18 protein-coding genes and 1 riboswitch are annotated in these 16,338 nt (G+C 37.6%); of the genes, 12 read left to right on the forward strand and 6 right to left on the reverse strand.

The features are described from left to right. Positions 1-37: 37 nt before the first annotated feature. A complete protein-coding gene (locus ACIQ1H_RS14990; RefSeq protein ID WP_173478673.1) occupies positions 38-520 on the reverse strand; it encodes a QueT transporter family protein in 483 nt (160 codons plus the stop codon). A 6-nt stretch (positions 521-526) separates the two neighbouring features. Continuing rightward, positions 527-571: riboswitch (PreQ1 riboswitch) on the reverse strand. Positions 572-1,068: 497 nt separating this feature from the next. Here ACIQ1H_RS14990 and ACIQ1H_RS14995 point away from each other — a divergent pair. From ACIQ1H_RS14995 to ACIQ1H_RS15015, 5 genes are all read left to right on the forward strand, one after another. Next, positions 1,069-1,581, forward strand: a complete 513-nt coding sequence (locus ACIQ1H_RS14995) for a hypothetical protein (protein ID WP_402889795.1) — start codon at positions 1,069-1,071, stop codon at positions 1,579-1,581. Between the two features lie 359 nt (positions 1,582-1,940). After that, a complete protein-coding gene (locus tag ACIQ1H_RS15000; RefSeq protein WP_173478671.1) occupies positions 1,941-2,963 on the forward strand; it encodes an ABC transporter substrate-binding protein in 1,023 nt (340 codons plus the stop codon). A gap of 227 nt (positions 2,964-3,190) precedes the next feature. After that, positions 3,191-4,219 (forward strand): ABC transporter permease, encoded by a 1,029-nt coding sequence (locus ACIQ1H_RS15005; RefSeq protein WP_402889798.1) that lies wholly within the window; start codon positions 3,191-3,193, stop codon positions 4,217-4,219. Continuing rightward, the gene (locus tag ACIQ1H_RS15010; RefSeq protein ID WP_337982129.1) at positions 4,212-5,006 is read left to right on the forward strand and encodes an ABC transporter ATP-binding protein; all 795 of its coding nucleotides are present in this window, start codon (positions 4,212-4,214) and stop codon (positions 5,004-5,006) included. The genes ACIQ1H_RS15005 and ACIQ1H_RS15010 overlap by 8 nt, the downstream gene beginning before the upstream one ends. Before the next feature lie 102 nt (positions 5,007-5,108). After that, the gene (locus tag ACIQ1H_RS15015; RefSeq protein WP_402889799.1) at positions 5,109-6,506 is read left to right on the forward strand and encodes a DUF1565 domain-containing protein; all 1,398 of its coding nucleotides are present in this window, start codon (positions 5,109-5,111) and stop codon (positions 6,504-6,506) included. 217 nt (positions 6,507-6,723) lie between these two features. Here ACIQ1H_RS15015 and ilvA read toward each other — a convergent pair whose 3' ends face one another. Further along, positions 6,724-7,986, reverse strand: coding sequence for a threonine ammonia-lyase IlvA (gene ilvA / locus ACIQ1H_RS15020; RefSeq protein WP_173478667.1), 1,263 nt, complete (start codon positions 7,984-7,986; stop codon positions 6,724-6,726). A 286-nt stretch (positions 7,987-8,272) separates the two neighbouring features. Between ilvA and ACIQ1H_RS15025 the strand changes: the two genes are divergently transcribed. Then, entirely contained in the window at positions 8,273-9,019 is a 747-nt protein-coding gene (locus ACIQ1H_RS15025) for a TerC family protein (protein WP_402889801.1), read from the forward strand. A gap of 40 nt (positions 9,020-9,059) precedes the next feature. Here ACIQ1H_RS15025 and bshB2 read toward each other — a convergent pair whose 3' ends face one another. The 3 genes from bshB2 to ACIQ1H_RS15040 form a co-directional block, all read right to left on the reverse strand. Then, positions 9,060-9,749: a bacillithiol biosynthesis deacetylase BshB2 gene (gene bshB2, locus ACIQ1H_RS15030; protein ID WP_139860328.1), complete on the reverse strand. Its 690-nt coding sequence runs from the start codon at positions 9,747-9,749 to the stop codon at positions 9,060-9,062. Between the two features lie 13 nt (positions 9,750-9,762). Continuing rightward, a complete protein-coding gene (locus ACIQ1H_RS15035; protein WP_024362827.1) occupies positions 9,763-10,113 on the reverse strand; it encodes a YojF family protein in 351 nt (116 codons plus the stop codon). 567 nt (positions 10,114-10,680) lie between these two features. Further along, complete coding sequence (locus ACIQ1H_RS15040) at positions 10,681-10,962, reverse strand: hypothetical protein (RefSeq protein WP_139860330.1); 282 nt, start codon at positions 10,960-10,962, stop codon at positions 10,681-10,683. Between the two features lie 174 nt (positions 10,963-11,136). On the opposite strand from ACIQ1H_RS15040, the gene ACIQ1H_RS15045 reads away from it, so the two are divergent. Continuing rightward, positions 11,137-11,682, forward strand: coding sequence for an acyl-CoA thioesterase (locus tag ACIQ1H_RS15045; protein ID WP_337982127.1), 546 nt, complete (start codon positions 11,137-11,139; stop codon positions 11,680-11,682). A gap of 453 nt (positions 11,683-12,135) precedes the next feature. Here ACIQ1H_RS15045 and thiD read toward each other — a convergent pair whose 3' ends face one another. Beyond that, positions 12,136-12,966: a bifunctional hydroxymethylpyrimidine kinase/phosphomethylpyrimidine kinase gene (gene thiD, locus ACIQ1H_RS15050; RefSeq protein WP_402889802.1), complete on the reverse strand. Its 831-nt coding sequence runs from the start codon at positions 12,964-12,966 to the stop codon at positions 12,136-12,138. A 172-nt stretch (positions 12,967-13,138) separates the two neighbouring features. On the opposite strand from thiD, the gene ACIQ1H_RS15055 reads away from it, so the two are divergent. The 5 genes from ACIQ1H_RS15055 to ACIQ1H_RS15075 all read left to right on the forward strand — a co-directional run bounded on the left by ACIQ1H_RS15055 (position 13,139) and on the right by ACIQ1H_RS15075 (position 16,156). Continuing rightward, positions 13,139-13,816 carry a uracil-DNA glycosylase gene (locus ACIQ1H_RS15055; RefSeq protein ID WP_402889804.1) on the forward strand — a complete coding sequence of 226 codons (678 nt, stop codon included), beginning with the start codon at positions 13,139-13,141 and terminating at the stop codon, positions 13,814-13,816. Between the two features lie 74 nt (positions 13,817-13,890). Then, positions 13,891-14,070, forward strand: a complete 180-nt coding sequence (locus ACIQ1H_RS15060) for a uracil-DNA glycosylase (protein WP_402889806.1) — start codon at positions 13,891-13,893, stop codon at positions 14,068-14,070. Further along, the gene (locus ACIQ1H_RS15065; protein ID WP_139860107.1) at positions 14,067-14,333 is read left to right on the forward strand and encodes a YwdI family protein; all 267 of its coding nucleotides are present in this window, start codon (positions 14,067-14,069) and stop codon (positions 14,331-14,333) included. Before ACIQ1H_RS15060 ends, ACIQ1H_RS15065 begins: the two co-directional genes overlap by 4 nt. A 68-nt stretch (positions 14,334-14,401) precedes the next feature. Further along, positions 14,402-14,782 carry a DUF423 domain-containing protein gene (locus ACIQ1H_RS15070; RefSeq protein WP_139860109.1) on the forward strand — a complete coding sequence of 127 codons (381 nt, stop codon included), beginning with the start codon at positions 14,402-14,404 and terminating at the stop codon, positions 14,780-14,782. A 195-nt stretch (positions 14,783-14,977) separates the two neighbouring features. Further along, a complete protein-coding gene (locus ACIQ1H_RS15075; protein WP_402889808.1) occupies positions 14,978-16,156 on the forward strand; it encodes a M20 family metallopeptidase in 1,179 nt (392 codons plus the stop codon). Positions 16,157-16,338 lie beyond the last annotated feature (182 nt).

Genomic DNA, 16,338 nt, shown 5'->3' on the forward strand with positions numbered 1-16,338 from the left:
AGGGATAAAAAAAGACGAATCTATAAAGACCCGTCTGTTAAATCAAGTTTTTGAAGTTTAAGCGCTTATTGAGCATATACATAATCGGCGCACCAATAGCCATTACAACAAATTCACCTGCTGCGCATGTGAGCCATGTCCAGAAGAATGGCAATTCAAGTGCTAAGTTCAATTCGAAAGCGATAATAAACATCGTGCACGTAAATAAAAATGTATTAATGATTAATCGTGCCCACGTATTTTTAACGAATTTACAAATAAGAATCAATAGGCCGAGCGTAATCATTGTCTGACCAACGCCGAAAACTAAATCGTAAGCACCGAGTGGTGAAAATAGGTTAGAAATAAAGACGCCCATAATAATCCCAACAGCAAAGCGAGGATTAAAGGCAACTAAATGATTAAAAATTTCTGAAACACGGAATTGCACCTCTGTAAACCCGAATGGTGCGACTAACAATGTAACAGCAATGTAGAGCGCGGCAATAATACCACTTGCTGCTAAAAACTTTACTTTCATATTCATTTCTCCTTAGTTTTTTTTCGTGGGATGGTTACGAACCACGTAGAGCAAATGCAATCATATCAGTGTTCATGCGGATTTGTAAATAGGTATGTGTAAAATAAGTGTAGCCTGAATATTCGTAGTATTGCATCTATTGGTGCAGGTATAAAAAACCAATTTTTAAGTGTAAGGGACTGGGCTACCGACAGAAAAAATGTCGGTTGAAATGTCGGTGTTGTGTTAGATAAAATTAAATTAACTCGAGTATATTGTTTGCTATAGCACCAACTTTAAATGACTTTAGAAATATAAGGTGATTTGGAAAAGGAAAAAGGGGTGCAAAGCATGATTCTTTTATACAACGCATGGGAATTTTTATAATTCAACAATGACAACTCATACAGGAACTGTTGGGGTCACTACGGTTTTCAGTGCTACGTATTCAGTTGCCTCAACTAGTAATTATTATGCAGCGTTAACAATCTTAAGGACAAAACGGGATGTGTTAGGTTATTAGATAGGATAAAGTAAAATGATCTTATCCGTAACTGGAGGGATGTCGTTTGAAGAAAATTGCATCTTTGCTTATCGGGGTTTTAATCTGTGTCGTTGGCTGCGATAATACATTTAGTATTTATCAAGGACGAGATTTAAAAATCGGGGTAATTGGGGCGATTCCAGAAGTAAGGGAAGAAAATATAGATTTTCAAGTTATTACTTTTGAGGAGTTAAAATATAATACAGAATTCCTATCTAAAGAGCTAGATGCCATTATGATTATGAAGGAATTTTTACATGAAGCAGATGATAACCAATATGTAGCTGCTTATAGGTCGTTAACAATTCCTACATTTTTTATGCAATCATCTAAAGTACACGTACCATTTGTCAATGAAGGTGTTCAGTATGATGATATTATCGAAGTTGACCCTGCTAATTTCGCTACAGGCTTTCTCGATTTAGGAACAGATGAGAAAATTAAAGAACATACATGGAGATATACGTTGGGAAAGAAACAAAATATTCAAGATGTGTACTCGCAAATTTTTGCTACTATTGAATCTGTAAGTTCCTAATAAGTAGTATTTTAAAAAGAAGAAGTATTCCAATTTATTTTTAAGACCAGGTTTTATAAACCTGGTCTTTTTATGCACGTATAGACTTTTGGATTAGGGAAGCAACCTTTAACTTTCGAAAAATTGACATACAATTTTTTATTATATTACAAAAGAATTATAACGCTAGAAATGCAGCGGTTTAGCGGTTTAAAGCGCCAAATTGTACGAAAAAGTAAAATATTTTGTCAAATATAAAAGTCAGAACATTCATAATGTTGTTGACGAATATCAATAATAACGATAATATAGCGATACATTCACACTTTGCTAGAGTGAAGTGTGATAGATAATAGAGATATTAGTCGGGGGGATTAATTGTGAAGCGCAATATGACAAAGCTTTCGTTCCTATTATTTGGATTAGTATTACTGCTTGCTGCTTGTGGTAGCGGAGGTTCTAGTTCATCTGATTCAAAAGGCGACGAAAAAAATAATGCAAGTGAAAGCGGTAGTGTAGATCAAAAAACATATAAAATCGGGATTACACAAATTGTTGAGCATCCATCTTTAAATGCTGCAACGGAAGGCTTTAAAAAAGCGATTGAAGATTCTGGCTTACAAGTGGAATATAATCAACAAATTGCACAAGGTGATAATAGTCTGAATACGACAATTGCCAATAACCTAGTAAGTGATGGCGTAGATTTGATTTTTGCTAACTCTACACCTTCTGCACAAGCAGCAGCGACTGCAACTAGTGAAACGCCAATTATCTTTACTTCAGTAACAGATGCAGTTGGTGCGCAATTAATTGAATCAATGGAGAAACCAGGGAAAAATGTAACAGGTACGATTGACTTACATCCTGAAACGATTTCTAAAACAGTAGCATTCTTAAAAGAACTTGGTGCTAAAAATGTAGGTATGGTCTACAACGCTGGTGAGCAAAATTCAGTAGCACAAGTAACAGAAGTGAAAAAGGTAATGGCTGAGCAAGGTCTTGCAGTAAAAGAGGCTTCAGCTGCAACTTCAGCAGATGTAAAACAAGCGGCTGAATCATTAATTGGTAAAGTAGATGCTTTCTATATTATTACAGATAATACAGTAGTCTCTGCATTAGAATCTGTCATTGATGTTGCTAATGCAAATAAATTACCACTTATTGTAGGAGAGCTTGATTCTGTGGAACGTGGTGGCTTAGCAGCATTCGGCTTTGAATACTATGATATCGGTTATGAGGCTGGTCAAATGGCTGTGAAAATTTTAAAAGGTGAGGCTACGGCTGCTGATACGCCAGCTCAATATCCTCAAAATTTAAAATTAGTAGTGAATAAAAAAGTAGCTGACGAATTAGGAATCGAAATTAAAGATTCTTGGGGCGCAGAGCTTTTAGAGAAATAATGCATATGTGAAGTCAATTTTAAGCTGAAGCGGGGGAGAATTATCCCCGCTTTATCTTCATTTTAACTTGCTTCAGTAAGTGTTTGCCGCTTCGCTAGAGGGAATGATGCCAAAGTAATGGCGGTTGCCACATGTTTTGAGAGGTGTTTTTCGAGCAAGCTTAAAAACACGGACGAAATTGCGATGAGGCTTAATGATACGATAATTTTTTAGGAGATGATTCAACGATGTTTACAGCAATATTTGGCTCTGTGGAGCAAGGAATCATCTATGCAATTATGGCACTCGGTGTGTACTTAACATTCCGTGTGTTAGATTTTCCGGATTTAACGGTTGATGGAAGCTTTGTAACAGGGGCGGCAACAGCAGCGACAATGATTCTGCTTGGCTACCACCCAATCTTAGCGACTTTAGTGGCAATTGTTGCTGGATTTATTGCAGGATGTATGACAGGAATTCTTCACACAAAAGGGAAGATCAATCCGCTTTTATCAGGGATTTTAATGATGATTGCCTTGTATTCTATTAACCTACGTATCATGGGGTTAACTGCAGAAAATACGATAGGTCGTCCGAATATTCCATTGTTAAACTCTGAAACGTTGTTTTCAAAGTTTCAAACATTTTGGAGTAATTTAGGTATCGATGCTGCATTAAATAACGTATTAAAAAGCATCGGCATTCAGCAAGTACCGACTACTTGGGGTACGTTGATTGTAGTTTTACTCATCACGATTTTAATTAAATTTATTGCGGACTGGTTCTTAAAAACAGAAGTCGGGCTAGCTATTCGAGCAACAGGTGATAATAAACGAATGATTCGTAGTTTCTCTGCAAACACGGATACGCTTATTATTCTTGGGCTAGGTCTTTCAAATGCACTTGTCGCATTTTCTGGAGCTTTAATCGCACAATATTCGAAGTTCTCCGATGTAAGTATGGGGATTGGTATGATTGTTATCGGTCTTGCCTCTGTTATTATTGGTGAAGCAATCTTTGGCACAAAAACAATTATGCGAACTACTTTAGCTGTAATCGCAGGTGCTATTATTTACCGTATCATTTTAGCATTAGCATTACGTGTAGATTTCCTAGATTCAGGAGATATGAAGCTAATTACGGCTATTATCGTTATTTTGGCGCTTGTTGTACCTCAATTTGTTGATAAAAATAAAGAACGGAAACGTAAAGCAAAGCGAGCGGCGGAGCGAAAACAAGTAAAACCAGTAGAGCAAGGGGGAAAAGGCCTTGCTTAAATTAGACGGCATTAATAAAATTTTTAATGAAGGTACACCTGATGAAAAAATCGCACTTGCGGAAATAAACCTGCATTTAACGCCAGGTGATTTCGTTACAATTATCGGTAGTAATGGTGCTGGTAAATCAACGATGATGAATATGATTTCAGGCGCGTTAACGCCAGATTTCGGTTCTGTATTAATCGATGGCAATAACGTAACGGGGTTGCCAGAATATAAACGCTCGCATTTTATTGGGCGAGTGTTTCAGGACCCTATGGCGGGGACAGCACCGACAATGACAATTGAAGAAAATTTAGCACTAGCGTATTCTAGAAATAAGAGTCGGGGCTTACGTATCGGCGTTGATAAAAAGCGTCGACAAGTTTTTAAGGAATCATTAGAGATGCTTGGCTTAAACTTGGAAAATCGCCTGTCGGCAAAGGTTGGTCTCCTATCGGGTGGAGAGCGTCAGGCATTATCACTTTTAATGGCTACGTTTACTAAGCCATCAATTTTATTGCTAGATGAACATACAGCGGCACTCGATCCGTCTCGTGCGGAGCTTATTACGCGTATTACGAAGCATTTAGTTGAAAAAGATAACCTTACAACGCTGATGGTCACACACAATATGCAACAAGCATTGGATTTAGGAAATCGCCTCATTATGATGGATAAAGGTCAAATCATTTTGGAAGTTGGTGAGGATCGTAAACACGAACTAACAATTCCTGATTTAATGGCTGAATTTGAACGCATTCGTGGCGAGAAAATGAATTCAGACCGTGCGTTGCTAGGATAAAATTGAAATGCCCATACATTAGTATGGGCGTTTTTATTGTCCAAGTGAGAATTCAGAATTGTTTTGGTGACTGGCACTATAAATTTAATAAGGAATGATTTAATGAAAAAATTTTATGTGATCCTCTTACTTGCAGTTGCTACGGTGCTTGTCTTTGTTTTATACAATAAAGAAGATAAGCAAAATCAAGCTATTTATGTTGCGACAGATGGAAATGATCAATATGATGGTACAAAATCAAAGCCATATCGTACCTTAAAAAAAGCGGCTTCAGAAGCAAATGCTGGTACTACCGTTTTTATACGAAAAGGAAACTATCATGAAAAGCTTGTCGTAAAACATAGTGGCACAAAGTCAAAACCCATTACATTTAAAGCTTACAATAAGGAGAAAGTTGTTCTTAGTGGAAAGGACATGAAGGATGTTGAAGGGGATACAGCTATAGTAGCGATAAATAATAAAAATTATGTAACTATCAGTGATCTAACAATTCAGGATTTATTTACTGATTTAGCAGATGAAACAGTAATAGGGCTATATGTTACAGGCTCTAGTAGCCATATTACACTGGAAAATAATCATGTGCAGCGCATTGAAACAAATGCAGCTGATGGGAATGGGCATGGGATTGCTATATACGGAACAGGCACAATGAAAGATATAAATATTTCTCATAATACGTTGGAAGATTTGAAACTTGGGGCTAGTGAATCACTTGTTCTAAATGGAAATATTGACGGTTTTCAAGTAAATAATAATATAGTCCGTCGGAGTGATAATATCGGGATTGATTTAATTGGTTATGAAGGCATTTCAAAAGATAAAACAGTAGACTTTGTGCGGAATGGCGTCGTCAAAAATAATCTAGTGACTGAAATATCCTCTTACGGCAATCCTGCTTATGGGGAGGAATATTCTGCAGGTGGAATTTATGTAGATGGTGGAAAAAATATAACTATTGAAAAGAATACTGTTTATAAAAATGATATTGGAATAGAAGCTACCTCCGAGCATGCTAAAAAATACGCTGATAATATTACAATAAAGAATAATAGTATTTATGAAAACTTTTACACTGGGATATCGATAGGTGGTTATGATGAACATCGAGGAGGAACGAGGAATTCTACTATCTCTCAAAATATTCTTTATCGAAATGACACGAAGGGGTTAGGTGGGGGACAACTATTATTACAATATGAAACAAAAAACAATGTAATAGAAAAAAATATTCTCACTGCTGGACCATCGCGGATTTTTATCTCCAACTATTTTACAACTAATCAAAAAAACAAACTAATAAAGAATGTATTTCATAAAGAAAAAGGCGAAAGGGGTATTTGGGTATGGAAAGAACAAGAATATACTTCCTTTTCTAAATTCCAAAAAGCCTCAAAAAGTGATAACAAGTCGAGTTATATAGACCCGAAATATCTTAATGCAAACGAATATGATTTTAGGCTAAATGAGGATTCGCCTGCAAGAAAAATTGTAAACTAATTTTGTTTTTTAGGACACGATTCGTTCAGAACTGTAGTGTGCGTGTCGGGAGATTTCAGAATTGTTTGAGTGCCAGGCACTGTAGTAAGCCGCAACCGTCGCTGTCGCGCCGTCTGTTGCGGCTTACTTTTTATGCTGTTCACGCAGGAGTCTACGTGAATTTTTTCTTAATTATTAATTTAATTTTCAGAATTGTTTGGGTGACTGGCACTAGAATTTATACGAGTAAGCCAAATAATTGGATATCGTTATTTACTTCTTTGTAGTTGAATCCAAATTCTTTCATGCGTCTTAGTAATCCGTCATAGTCATCGCGATTACCGAGCTCGATGCCGACTAAGGCTGGGCCACTTTCCTTGTTGTTTTTCTTTGTATATTCAAATGTAGTAATATCATCATTTGGTCCTACAACACTTGTAAGGAATTGGCGAAGTGCACCTGCACGTTGAGGGAAACTTACGATAAAGTAGTATAGTAATCCTTCATGTATTAAAGATTTCTCTTTTATTTCTTGCATACGGCCAATGTCATTATTACCACCGCTAATAATCACGACGACAGATTTTCCTTTAATTTCTTCTTTATAGCTATCAAGAGCAGCGACCGATAACGCGCCAGCTGGTTCAGCGATAATAGCGTGTTTATTGTACAAATCTAATATTGTTGTACATACTTTTCCTTCGGGAACGAGTACGATATCGTCTAAGTAACGACGACAAACATCATATGTGTGGTGACCAACGCATTTTACGGCCGCACCATCTACGAATTTGTCAATCCAATCAAGAGCCACTGCACCGCCCTCTGCAAACGCGGCTTTCATACTGCCTGCACCAGCTGGCTCTACACCGATAATTTTACTGTTGGGGGAGAGGTTTTTCACATAAGCTGAAACACCTGACATTAATCCGCCTCCACCGATACTACCGAATACATAGTCGATTGGTTCTTCCATGTCGTTCATTATTTCAACAGCGACCGTTCCTTGTCCAGCGATGACGTCAAAATCATCGAAAGGATGGATAAAGATTTTACCTTGTTCCTCGCAGTAGACCATTGCACTTTCAGCAGCATCATCAAACGTATCTCCTGCTAAAATAATTTCAACACAATCACGGCCAAACATTCGAACTTGGTCGATCTTTTGTTTAGGGGTAGTTTGAGGCATGAAAATGCTAGCTTGAATCTTTAGTTGTGCACAGGCATATGCAACACCTTGTGCATGATTTCCTGCGCTTGCACAAACTACACCTGCTTCACGAGCTTCTTCCTCAATTTTTTTAATTTTATAGTAAGCACCACGTAGTTTAAAAGAGCGAACATGTTGTAAATCTTCGCGTTTGAAATAAATATGGGCTCCGTATTTCTCCGATAAATAATCGTTTTTCTGCAGTGGTGTATGTACCACTACATCCTTTAAAAAGTGATGTGCAATTAAGATATTTTCTACTTGCACCGTTTTAGTATCAGCTACTTCCATAGTATTCATCCTCCGTTTTACGTATAAAACATTCATCTATGATAGCATATTTTTCTCGACTTTTGGTATAAATTTTTAGTAAATTCTAAATTTTCGGTGTCTATTTTTATCATAGCGTTTTAATGGGGCAGCATAATCTGTAATGTTCGAGAAAAAACGTCCTATTTTCGAGTTTAGTAGTAATTGAATTATTTTATTTTTTTTAAATCGCCAAGTCGGTGACATTTCATAACGATAATTGGTGAGCATATACTAGATTAGTTTAGGACAAGTAGGGAGGAAGCAATTGGACATTATTCATGGGATACTATCTACATATATGCAATTTTTCGATTGGGACATGTGGAAACAAGTATTGGCAGATCCAGTATCATGGGGATTAATTTCATCGCTCGTTATAATTGAAGGATTACTTTCAGCGGATAATGCCCTTGTACTCGCGGTACTTGTCAAACATTTACCAGATAAGCAACGTAAACGTGCATTAATGTATGGTATGCTTGGCGCTTATTTTTTCCGTTTTTTATTTATTGGAATTGGTGTGTATCTCGTAGAATTTTGGTTTATTAAAGTGTTAGGGGCTTTGTATTTAGGGTGGATTAGTATCGCTCATTTTTTACAACTAGGACAAGAGGATAGTGTCAAAGAAGTAAAAAAGTCTGGCTTAATGGTACGTATTTTTGGCGTATTTTGGGCAACGGTTATTGCTGTTGAGTTAATGGATATTGCTTTTTCGATTGATTCAATATTTGCTGCATTTGCGATATCTGATCAAGTTTGGGTACTATTAGTTGGCGGAATGTTAGGCATTTTAATGATGCGAACAATAGCAGGTTTATTTTTAATTATTATTGAAAAAATACCAGAGTTAGAAGCAACAGCTTTTATTATTATTGGCATTATTGCAATCAAAATGTTAGTGACTGTGTTTGGTATACATGTACCACATTATTTATTTTTTGTAATATTAGTGATTGCGTTTGTTTTAACGATGATTATTCATGTAATTAATAAATTAAAAGTAGCGAAATAAAAGCGGTTGTGACCTTTTTAGGGCACAACCGCTTTTCGTATTATTTTATATAATTGTCAGGATTAACAATGTAGAACTTTTCAACATTCAGCCAGCTTTCGCTCATTGGCTCTCCGTCGTCAATGCGTTTTTCTGTTTCTTGCATCATCCAACCTGTTTGTGAAGCGTGAGCTTGTAATGCCTGTAATTTATCCATCTTCATTTCGCGAATATCGATTTCTACATGTGGCTCACCGTTTTTCTCGAGTGTATCATTGGCAAAGGCACACGCTAAAATTTGAGGGCGTGCTGCTTTAGGCATACGACGAACAGCCTCAACAACTGCACGTGCTGTTGCTTCGTGGTCAGGATGCACTGCAAAGCCTGGAAGGAACGTGAAAATAAGCGATGGCATCAATTCTTCGATTAGCCCTTCCACGAGTTTGACCATTTTTTCATCATCTTCAAACTCAATTGTTTTATCGCGTAGGCCGAGCATGCGTAAATCTTGAATACCCATAGCATCTGCTGCCGCAACTAGCTCCTTGCGGCGTATTTCTGGCAACGATTCACGCGTAGCGAAAGGTGGATTTCCTAAATTACGACCCATTTCACCCAATGTTAGGCAGGCATATGTAACAGGTGTATTCATCTTTTTTGTATAATAGGCAATCGTTCCAGCAACTGAAAAAGCCTCATCATCTGGGTGAGGGTAAACAATTAAAATATGACGTTGTGGTTGTAAATTCAAATAGTTGTCCCCCTTAATAAGTAAATGGCGTTTCGCTAATTTCAAGTGCTATCGCCAATTTACCTGAATAGTCTAGTCCAGCCATTAACAAACGGCCTAAATCATCTAATTCATAATGTGTAATGCCTTGAGCATAAACCCAACCATGTGCCATTTTTAAGCCGACACGATGTGGAGAGTCATCTACCACTTTTGCCAGTTCGTAATTAATTTTTGCATTACGTATGAATGCACCAGCGTTAAAAAACTTTTCATCATAGTGTGCTGCGTAAGAACCGTTTGTCGTCTCAAGATGGATATAAACGTCTTTGTTGGCGAAAGAATTTAGTAATTCTTGCAACGTCTCTACTTGTACTTCTTGCATCTTAACACTCCTCTCGATTATGTCTTTCTTAAGTATAGTCAAAAAAGGTCACAAAGGGAAATTGAATGACCTTTTTATGACCAATTTTTGTTGAGGCTGATTTTCATATTTTATACGCATGTAAAATAGTGAAATTGTAAAAGTTTATGATTCTTTAGTTCTTTTTTTAAAGCAAAATCCTTGAAAAAGTTATTGTAATGTATCAATATATAGAGTGTGAAAGCAAATATGTACAAAAAGTGTCGTTTTAATTTGTATGCGGTTTCACAAAATAAAAAGATGTTGCATATTTGACTTCTCTCACGTAGAGTGGGACAGCTTACCATGTAGAAGGGGATTTTAAGTTGAACAAAAACGATTTCTATCTTGGTACAATAGATGACGTTCTTCTACATATTTAGGTTTAGAGCTGTTGCGTGTAGAGAAGACATGAAAGCTCATTATCATAGTATAGTAAAAAAGCCACAATCCTCTTTATGACGGGGGATTGTGGTTTTTTTACATGTATACGTATCAAAATTACTTACTAATCTTCCAGGCAAACGGAGCGAATAGGATATGTACCTTTTAAAAACGATTGAGCTTCTTTTCAATGGAATCTAAACGATTATTAACAGCTTGTAATTGTTTGCACATTTGTTTAAATTGTTGATTTTGATCTTGTGAATTGGAAGCAAGTAATTGTGCATCTTCCTCCTCCTCCTGTAACGCTAAAATCGTGGCAAGGGTAGATAGTGAATAACCGAGAGTTAATATAATGGATGCGATTACTTCAACTTTAGAAGAAGTGATTTCTCCAGCTAACAAGCGTGATTCTTCAGTTGTTTCCTCAGATTTTTGTTTTTTCATACGTCTCCCTCCCATATACAGCTAATATATGGCATATATAGCGATACTGTATCTTGTCCTATTTTATTGTGTAAAAGTAAAAATTTTAAATTTTCAGAAAATAAGATTGATTTTTCAATTAAAATATTGCATTATAATAGGAACAAAAAATAAGTAATAGGAGGAATTGATGGGATGAAGGATTATAAGTTTTGTAAAGAATCTAGAGTTATGCGGACAAGTCGTGTTTTTCCGAATGATGTAAACAATCATAATACACTTTTTGGTGGTCGCTTAATGAGTGATATCGATCAAGTCGCATCAATTTCCGCAGCCAAACATAGTAGAAGAGATTGTGTCACTGCCTCCACAGATTCAGTCGATTTCTTACAACCTATTCGACCGACGGACTCTGTTTATTTTGAATCCTATGTGACATGGACAGGGACTTCCTCGATGGAGGTATTTGTGAAAGTTATATCGGAAAATCTTAAAACAGGTGAGCGAAAAGTTGCTGCGACAGCATTATTAACCTTTGTTGCCCTTGATGAACATAATCAGCCTACGGCAGTTCCGCGCGTTATACCTGAAACAGTAGAGGAAACTAAATTGCATGAGACTGCTTCTGAACGAGCAAAAGCACGTGCGGAGCGTAAAAAGGAAAGTAAAGCATTAGCTAGTTTTATCTCCATGAACGATCCATGGGATTATCGGCTCGAACTAATGGTTAACTATATGTAAAAAAAGGTATCTAATTAGCAAAATCCTGACCTGTAGGCAAGGGGGATAGGTCAGTTCTAATTAGATACCTTTTTCTATTCAATAGTCTTATTAATATAGAAGTGATGACTACTGCTGTTGATTTCATCTACAGGCGGGCGCTTTCCGCGGGCACATCGTAAGCCGCAACCCTCGCTAGCGCGCGGTCTGTTGCATCTTACGTACTGTGCGTTCTGAGCAGGAGTCGCCCGCTTTCCGCTCCAATCAACTTTATAAGTAATGCAAGCAGTCTATTATAAAACGAAGAAGGGTATCGCCAATATAAATCAAGTTCAGACAGTATGGTCAAGACGAAAGTAAGAGCCTAATTTTTATAATAAAAAAACAAAAGGGATTAAGAATTCATTCTTAATCTCTTTTGTTAATAAGAAGAGAGCACGCTCTCTTTACTATTTAAATGTACTTTTACAATTTTTAAATTTCAGTTACAGTCACTACTGGAGCGCCGAAGCGAGATTTCGCACCGTGCATTACTGGTCCAACATAGTCGTTTAACGCCCAACCATGTGCGATAGCAGCTGAAACAAATTCTTTTGCTTCAATTACAGCTTCTTTCACAGATAGACCATTAGCTAAATTAGCTGTAACTGATGCAGCGAATGTACAGCCTGCACCATGATTATAAGTAGAAGCCACTTTTTCTGATTCTAATAAGTAGAATGTCGCACCATCAAAAAATAAGTCTGTTGCTTTTTCTGTTGCTAATGCTTTACCACCTTTAATGACAACGGCTTTTGCACCTAGCTCATGAATTTTACGAGCTGCTGTTTTCATGTCATCAATTGACTTAGGTGTACTTGTGCCAGCTAATTGACCAGCTTCAAAAAGGTTCGGTGTTGTAACTGCAGCTAGCGGTAGAAGATATTGAATCATAGCGTCAGTGTTCCCAGGATTTAATACTTCATCATCACCTTTACACACCATAACAGGATCAATTACAACATTAGAAGTACCAGATTTTGCGATTGCTTCACCAGCTATGCGAATAATTTCCTCTGTTGAAAGCATACCTGTTTTTACTGCATCAATGCCTGTAGATAATGCTGTATTAATTTGTTTTTGAAGAAGCTCTGTTGGTAATGGAGTTACATTATGTGTCCAACCATTTGGATCCATTGTAACAACTACTGTTAGTGCCACCATACCGTATGTGCCATGTTCTTGGAATGTTTTAAGGTCTGCTTGCATGCCAGCGCCACCAGATGTGTCTGAACCTGCAATTGTTAAAGTTTTTTTAAGAGCCATGTGAAAGATCTCCTTCGTTTTTGAATAGTTTCATCTACCGTTTAGTATAGTCCTATTCTGGTTCTGTAAAAATAGTCAGAAATCAATATTTTTATAAGGTCAGTATAAATTGAAACTTGAATAACACATTATTTTTTTGTACCGTTGTAAGAAAGAAAGGGGCTTAATTTCAATGAAAGAAGTATTCCCAAATGATTGGCAAACAATACTAGCAGATGAATTAGAAAAACCATACTACCAACAGTTACGTCAATTTGTGGCACATGAATATTCGACACAGACGATATATCCACCGATAAGCGATGTAATGAATGCATTTCATTGTACTGCTTATCATGATGTAAAGGTTGTAATTTTAGGGCAAGATCCATACCATGGCCCGAACCAAGCACATGGCTTAAGTTTTTCTGTGAAGCCAGATGTGCCACACCCGCCAAGCTTACGCAATATGCTACAGGAATTACAAGACGATATTGGCTGCCCAGTTCCTCAGCATGGTACGTTAACGAAATGGGCACAGCAGGGTGTCCTGCTTTTAAATACTGTACTAACAGTCAGAGCGGGACAGGCCAATTCTCATAAAAACCAAGGATGGGAACAGTTCACAGACGCTGTTATTGAAAAACTGGCAGCGCGACCAAAACCAATTATTTTTGTGCTATGGGGCAAACCAGCACAGCGTAAAAAGCAAATAATTTATCAACATGCAACACCCCATGTCATTTTAGAAGCGCCACATCCAAGTCCATTAAGTGCCTATAGAGGCTTTTTTGGCAGCAAACCGTATTCAAAAATAAATGAGCAATTAAATGATTGGGGAGAACAGCCAATCGATTGGTGTCTAGGATAAAGTGGCACAAATCGTTTGCTTTATACACTATAAAAATCATGGTACAGTTAATAAGAAGAAAGAGAGGCACGGCAATGCAGGTAAATTGTTTTAAATGTCATTATTTCAAAGTAACATGGGACCCGCAAACACCGCGTGCTTGTGTAGCATACGGCTTTAAAACAAAGCAACTACCATCAGTTGTTGTCAAACAATCGTCTGGCATGGACTGCCTAAAATTTGTGTCAAAAGCAGAAGGTGAGAGAGCGCAATGATTTCATATGAAGCTGTCATGCAGCAACTTGAAAAACAATTAGCTAGTGCAAATAATGCAACGAATGAACAGCAAATTCGCGAGGCACTGACAGCCATTCGTGCATTATGTGATGTAGTACTGGATTTACCTACAAATAACACAAACATGCAACCAAAACATTTACCACAAATGTTAGTTACAGAGCAAAAGCCATCTACTTTAAATGCAACTAAGATACAGCATGACGATGGTGCAAATGGGGATTCGATTTTTGATTTTTAAATAAAGACATTAAACGTTCCTAATACTAGTAATTGGAGCACTAAGATGAAAAAGGTAGGGTAATTAAGATGAAAAAATTTATTGTCACAGGTGCACTTCATGGTTTTTTAGCAGTAGCATTAGGTGCATTTGGTGCACATGCTTTAAAGGATATTGTAGATGATTATGGTCTTAGCATTTGGGAAACAGCTGTGCAATATCAAATGTTCCATGCTACGGGTTTACTCATAATCGGTCTATTAATGAGCTCGAAATTGCTAGGTGAGGTCAAACAATTAAAGTTAGCGGGGATTTTCTTTAACCTAGGGATTGTGTTTTTTGCAGGTAGCCTATATGTGTTAGCGGTAAGCGGCATTAAAGTACTTGGGGCAATTACACCAATAGGTGGTGTGTTATTTTTAGCCGGTTGGGTTTTGATTATTGTTAGCGCATTAAAACATGCAAAATGATTAACGGGGATTTTTTCACCACCTTTGGACAGAAATATTCAAAAAGTAGTGTGCTAGGTAATGCTGGCATGCTATTTTTTATAGCTAAAACGGCAACGGCTTATGATTAATTTTAATTCCTATTGTTTTCGTAAGGATTAGTGGAGTACACTAGTATTACTAAAAATGGAACAAAAAGAAAGCGGGGCTATAGTGATGGAAAAATTATTTAATTTGCTTGATGAGTGCTTTGATGAGATGGTAGCAATTCGTCGTCATTTACATCAGAATCCAGAAATATCCTTTGAAGAAGTGGAAACACCTGCCTACATAGCAGCTTTTCATAAAGCATTAGGGCATGAAGTAAGGGAGCAAGTCGGTGAACGAGGCGTCGTGGCAACGTTACGTGGTGCCAAGCAAGGAAAAACGGTGGCGTTACGTGCTGATTTTGACGCATTAGCCATCCAAGAGGAAAATGATGTGCCTTATAAGTCTAAGGTCGACGGTAAAATGCATGCTTGTGGACATGATGGGCATACCGCAACACTACTTGGACTTGCCAAAGTACTAAATGCTATGAAGGATGAGCTTGCAGGCAATGTAGTGTTCATTCATCAGCATGCAGAGGAAGTTGCGCCAGGCGGAGCAAAGCCGATGATAGAAGATGGGTGTCTTGATGGGGTAGACGTAATATTTGGTACACATTTATGGGCACCGACTCCACTTGGGGATATTTTAGTGAGAGAGGGGGCGATTATGGCGGCTGCTGATAAAGCGGAAATTGTTTTACAAGGAAAAGGAGGACATGGTGCAGAGCCACATCATTCCATCGATGCGGTTGTACTAGCTTCTCAATTTGTGATAAATGCCCAGCAATTAGTCGCTCGTCGTATAGACCCTTTAAAATCTGCTGTCCTAACAATTGGTCATTTTGAAGCGATAAATCCATTTAATGTGATTGCAGATCGAGTAGTTTTAACTGGTACTGTAAGAACATTCGAGGAGCAAGTACGTACACAAATGGAACATGAGCTAGAGGCAATATTAAAAGCTACGTGTCTTGCCTTTGGTGCAAGTTATGAATATCGTTATACAAGAGGATATCCACCCGTATATAATCATGTGAAAGAAACACAATTTGTTCAACAGCTTGCAGCGGATATTCCTGGGGTGAAAAATGTTATTACGTGCCCACCGTTTATGATTGGAGAAGATTTTGCGTATTATCTGGAGAACATTCCTGGTACGTTTTTCTTTACAGGTGCCAAAAAACCTGAGTGGGAAACAGCCTATCCACATCATCATGCACGTTTTGATTTTGACGAACGTGCAATGCTAATTGCAGCAAAAACATTAGGAAAAGCGATTTTGCAATATTTGCAAGAAAATAACTAGTAAGTCTTGGACATAACGAGTGAAGGCGGTGCTTCCTGCGGGTACGCACGTAGCGTTAGACACAGCTATTCGCCATGATGTCAAAGGTTGCTGCTTACGGTGCTGGACAACAACTGTGCAACAAAAAAAGTGTTAGATTGATTGAGGTCAATCTAACACTTTTTCTCTTTTGTCCAAACCTC

The organism is Lysinibacillus sp. NPDC097279, from assembly GCF_044761745.1.
Lineage (GTDB): Bacteria > Bacillota > Bacilli > Bacillales_A > Planococcaceae > Lysinibacillus.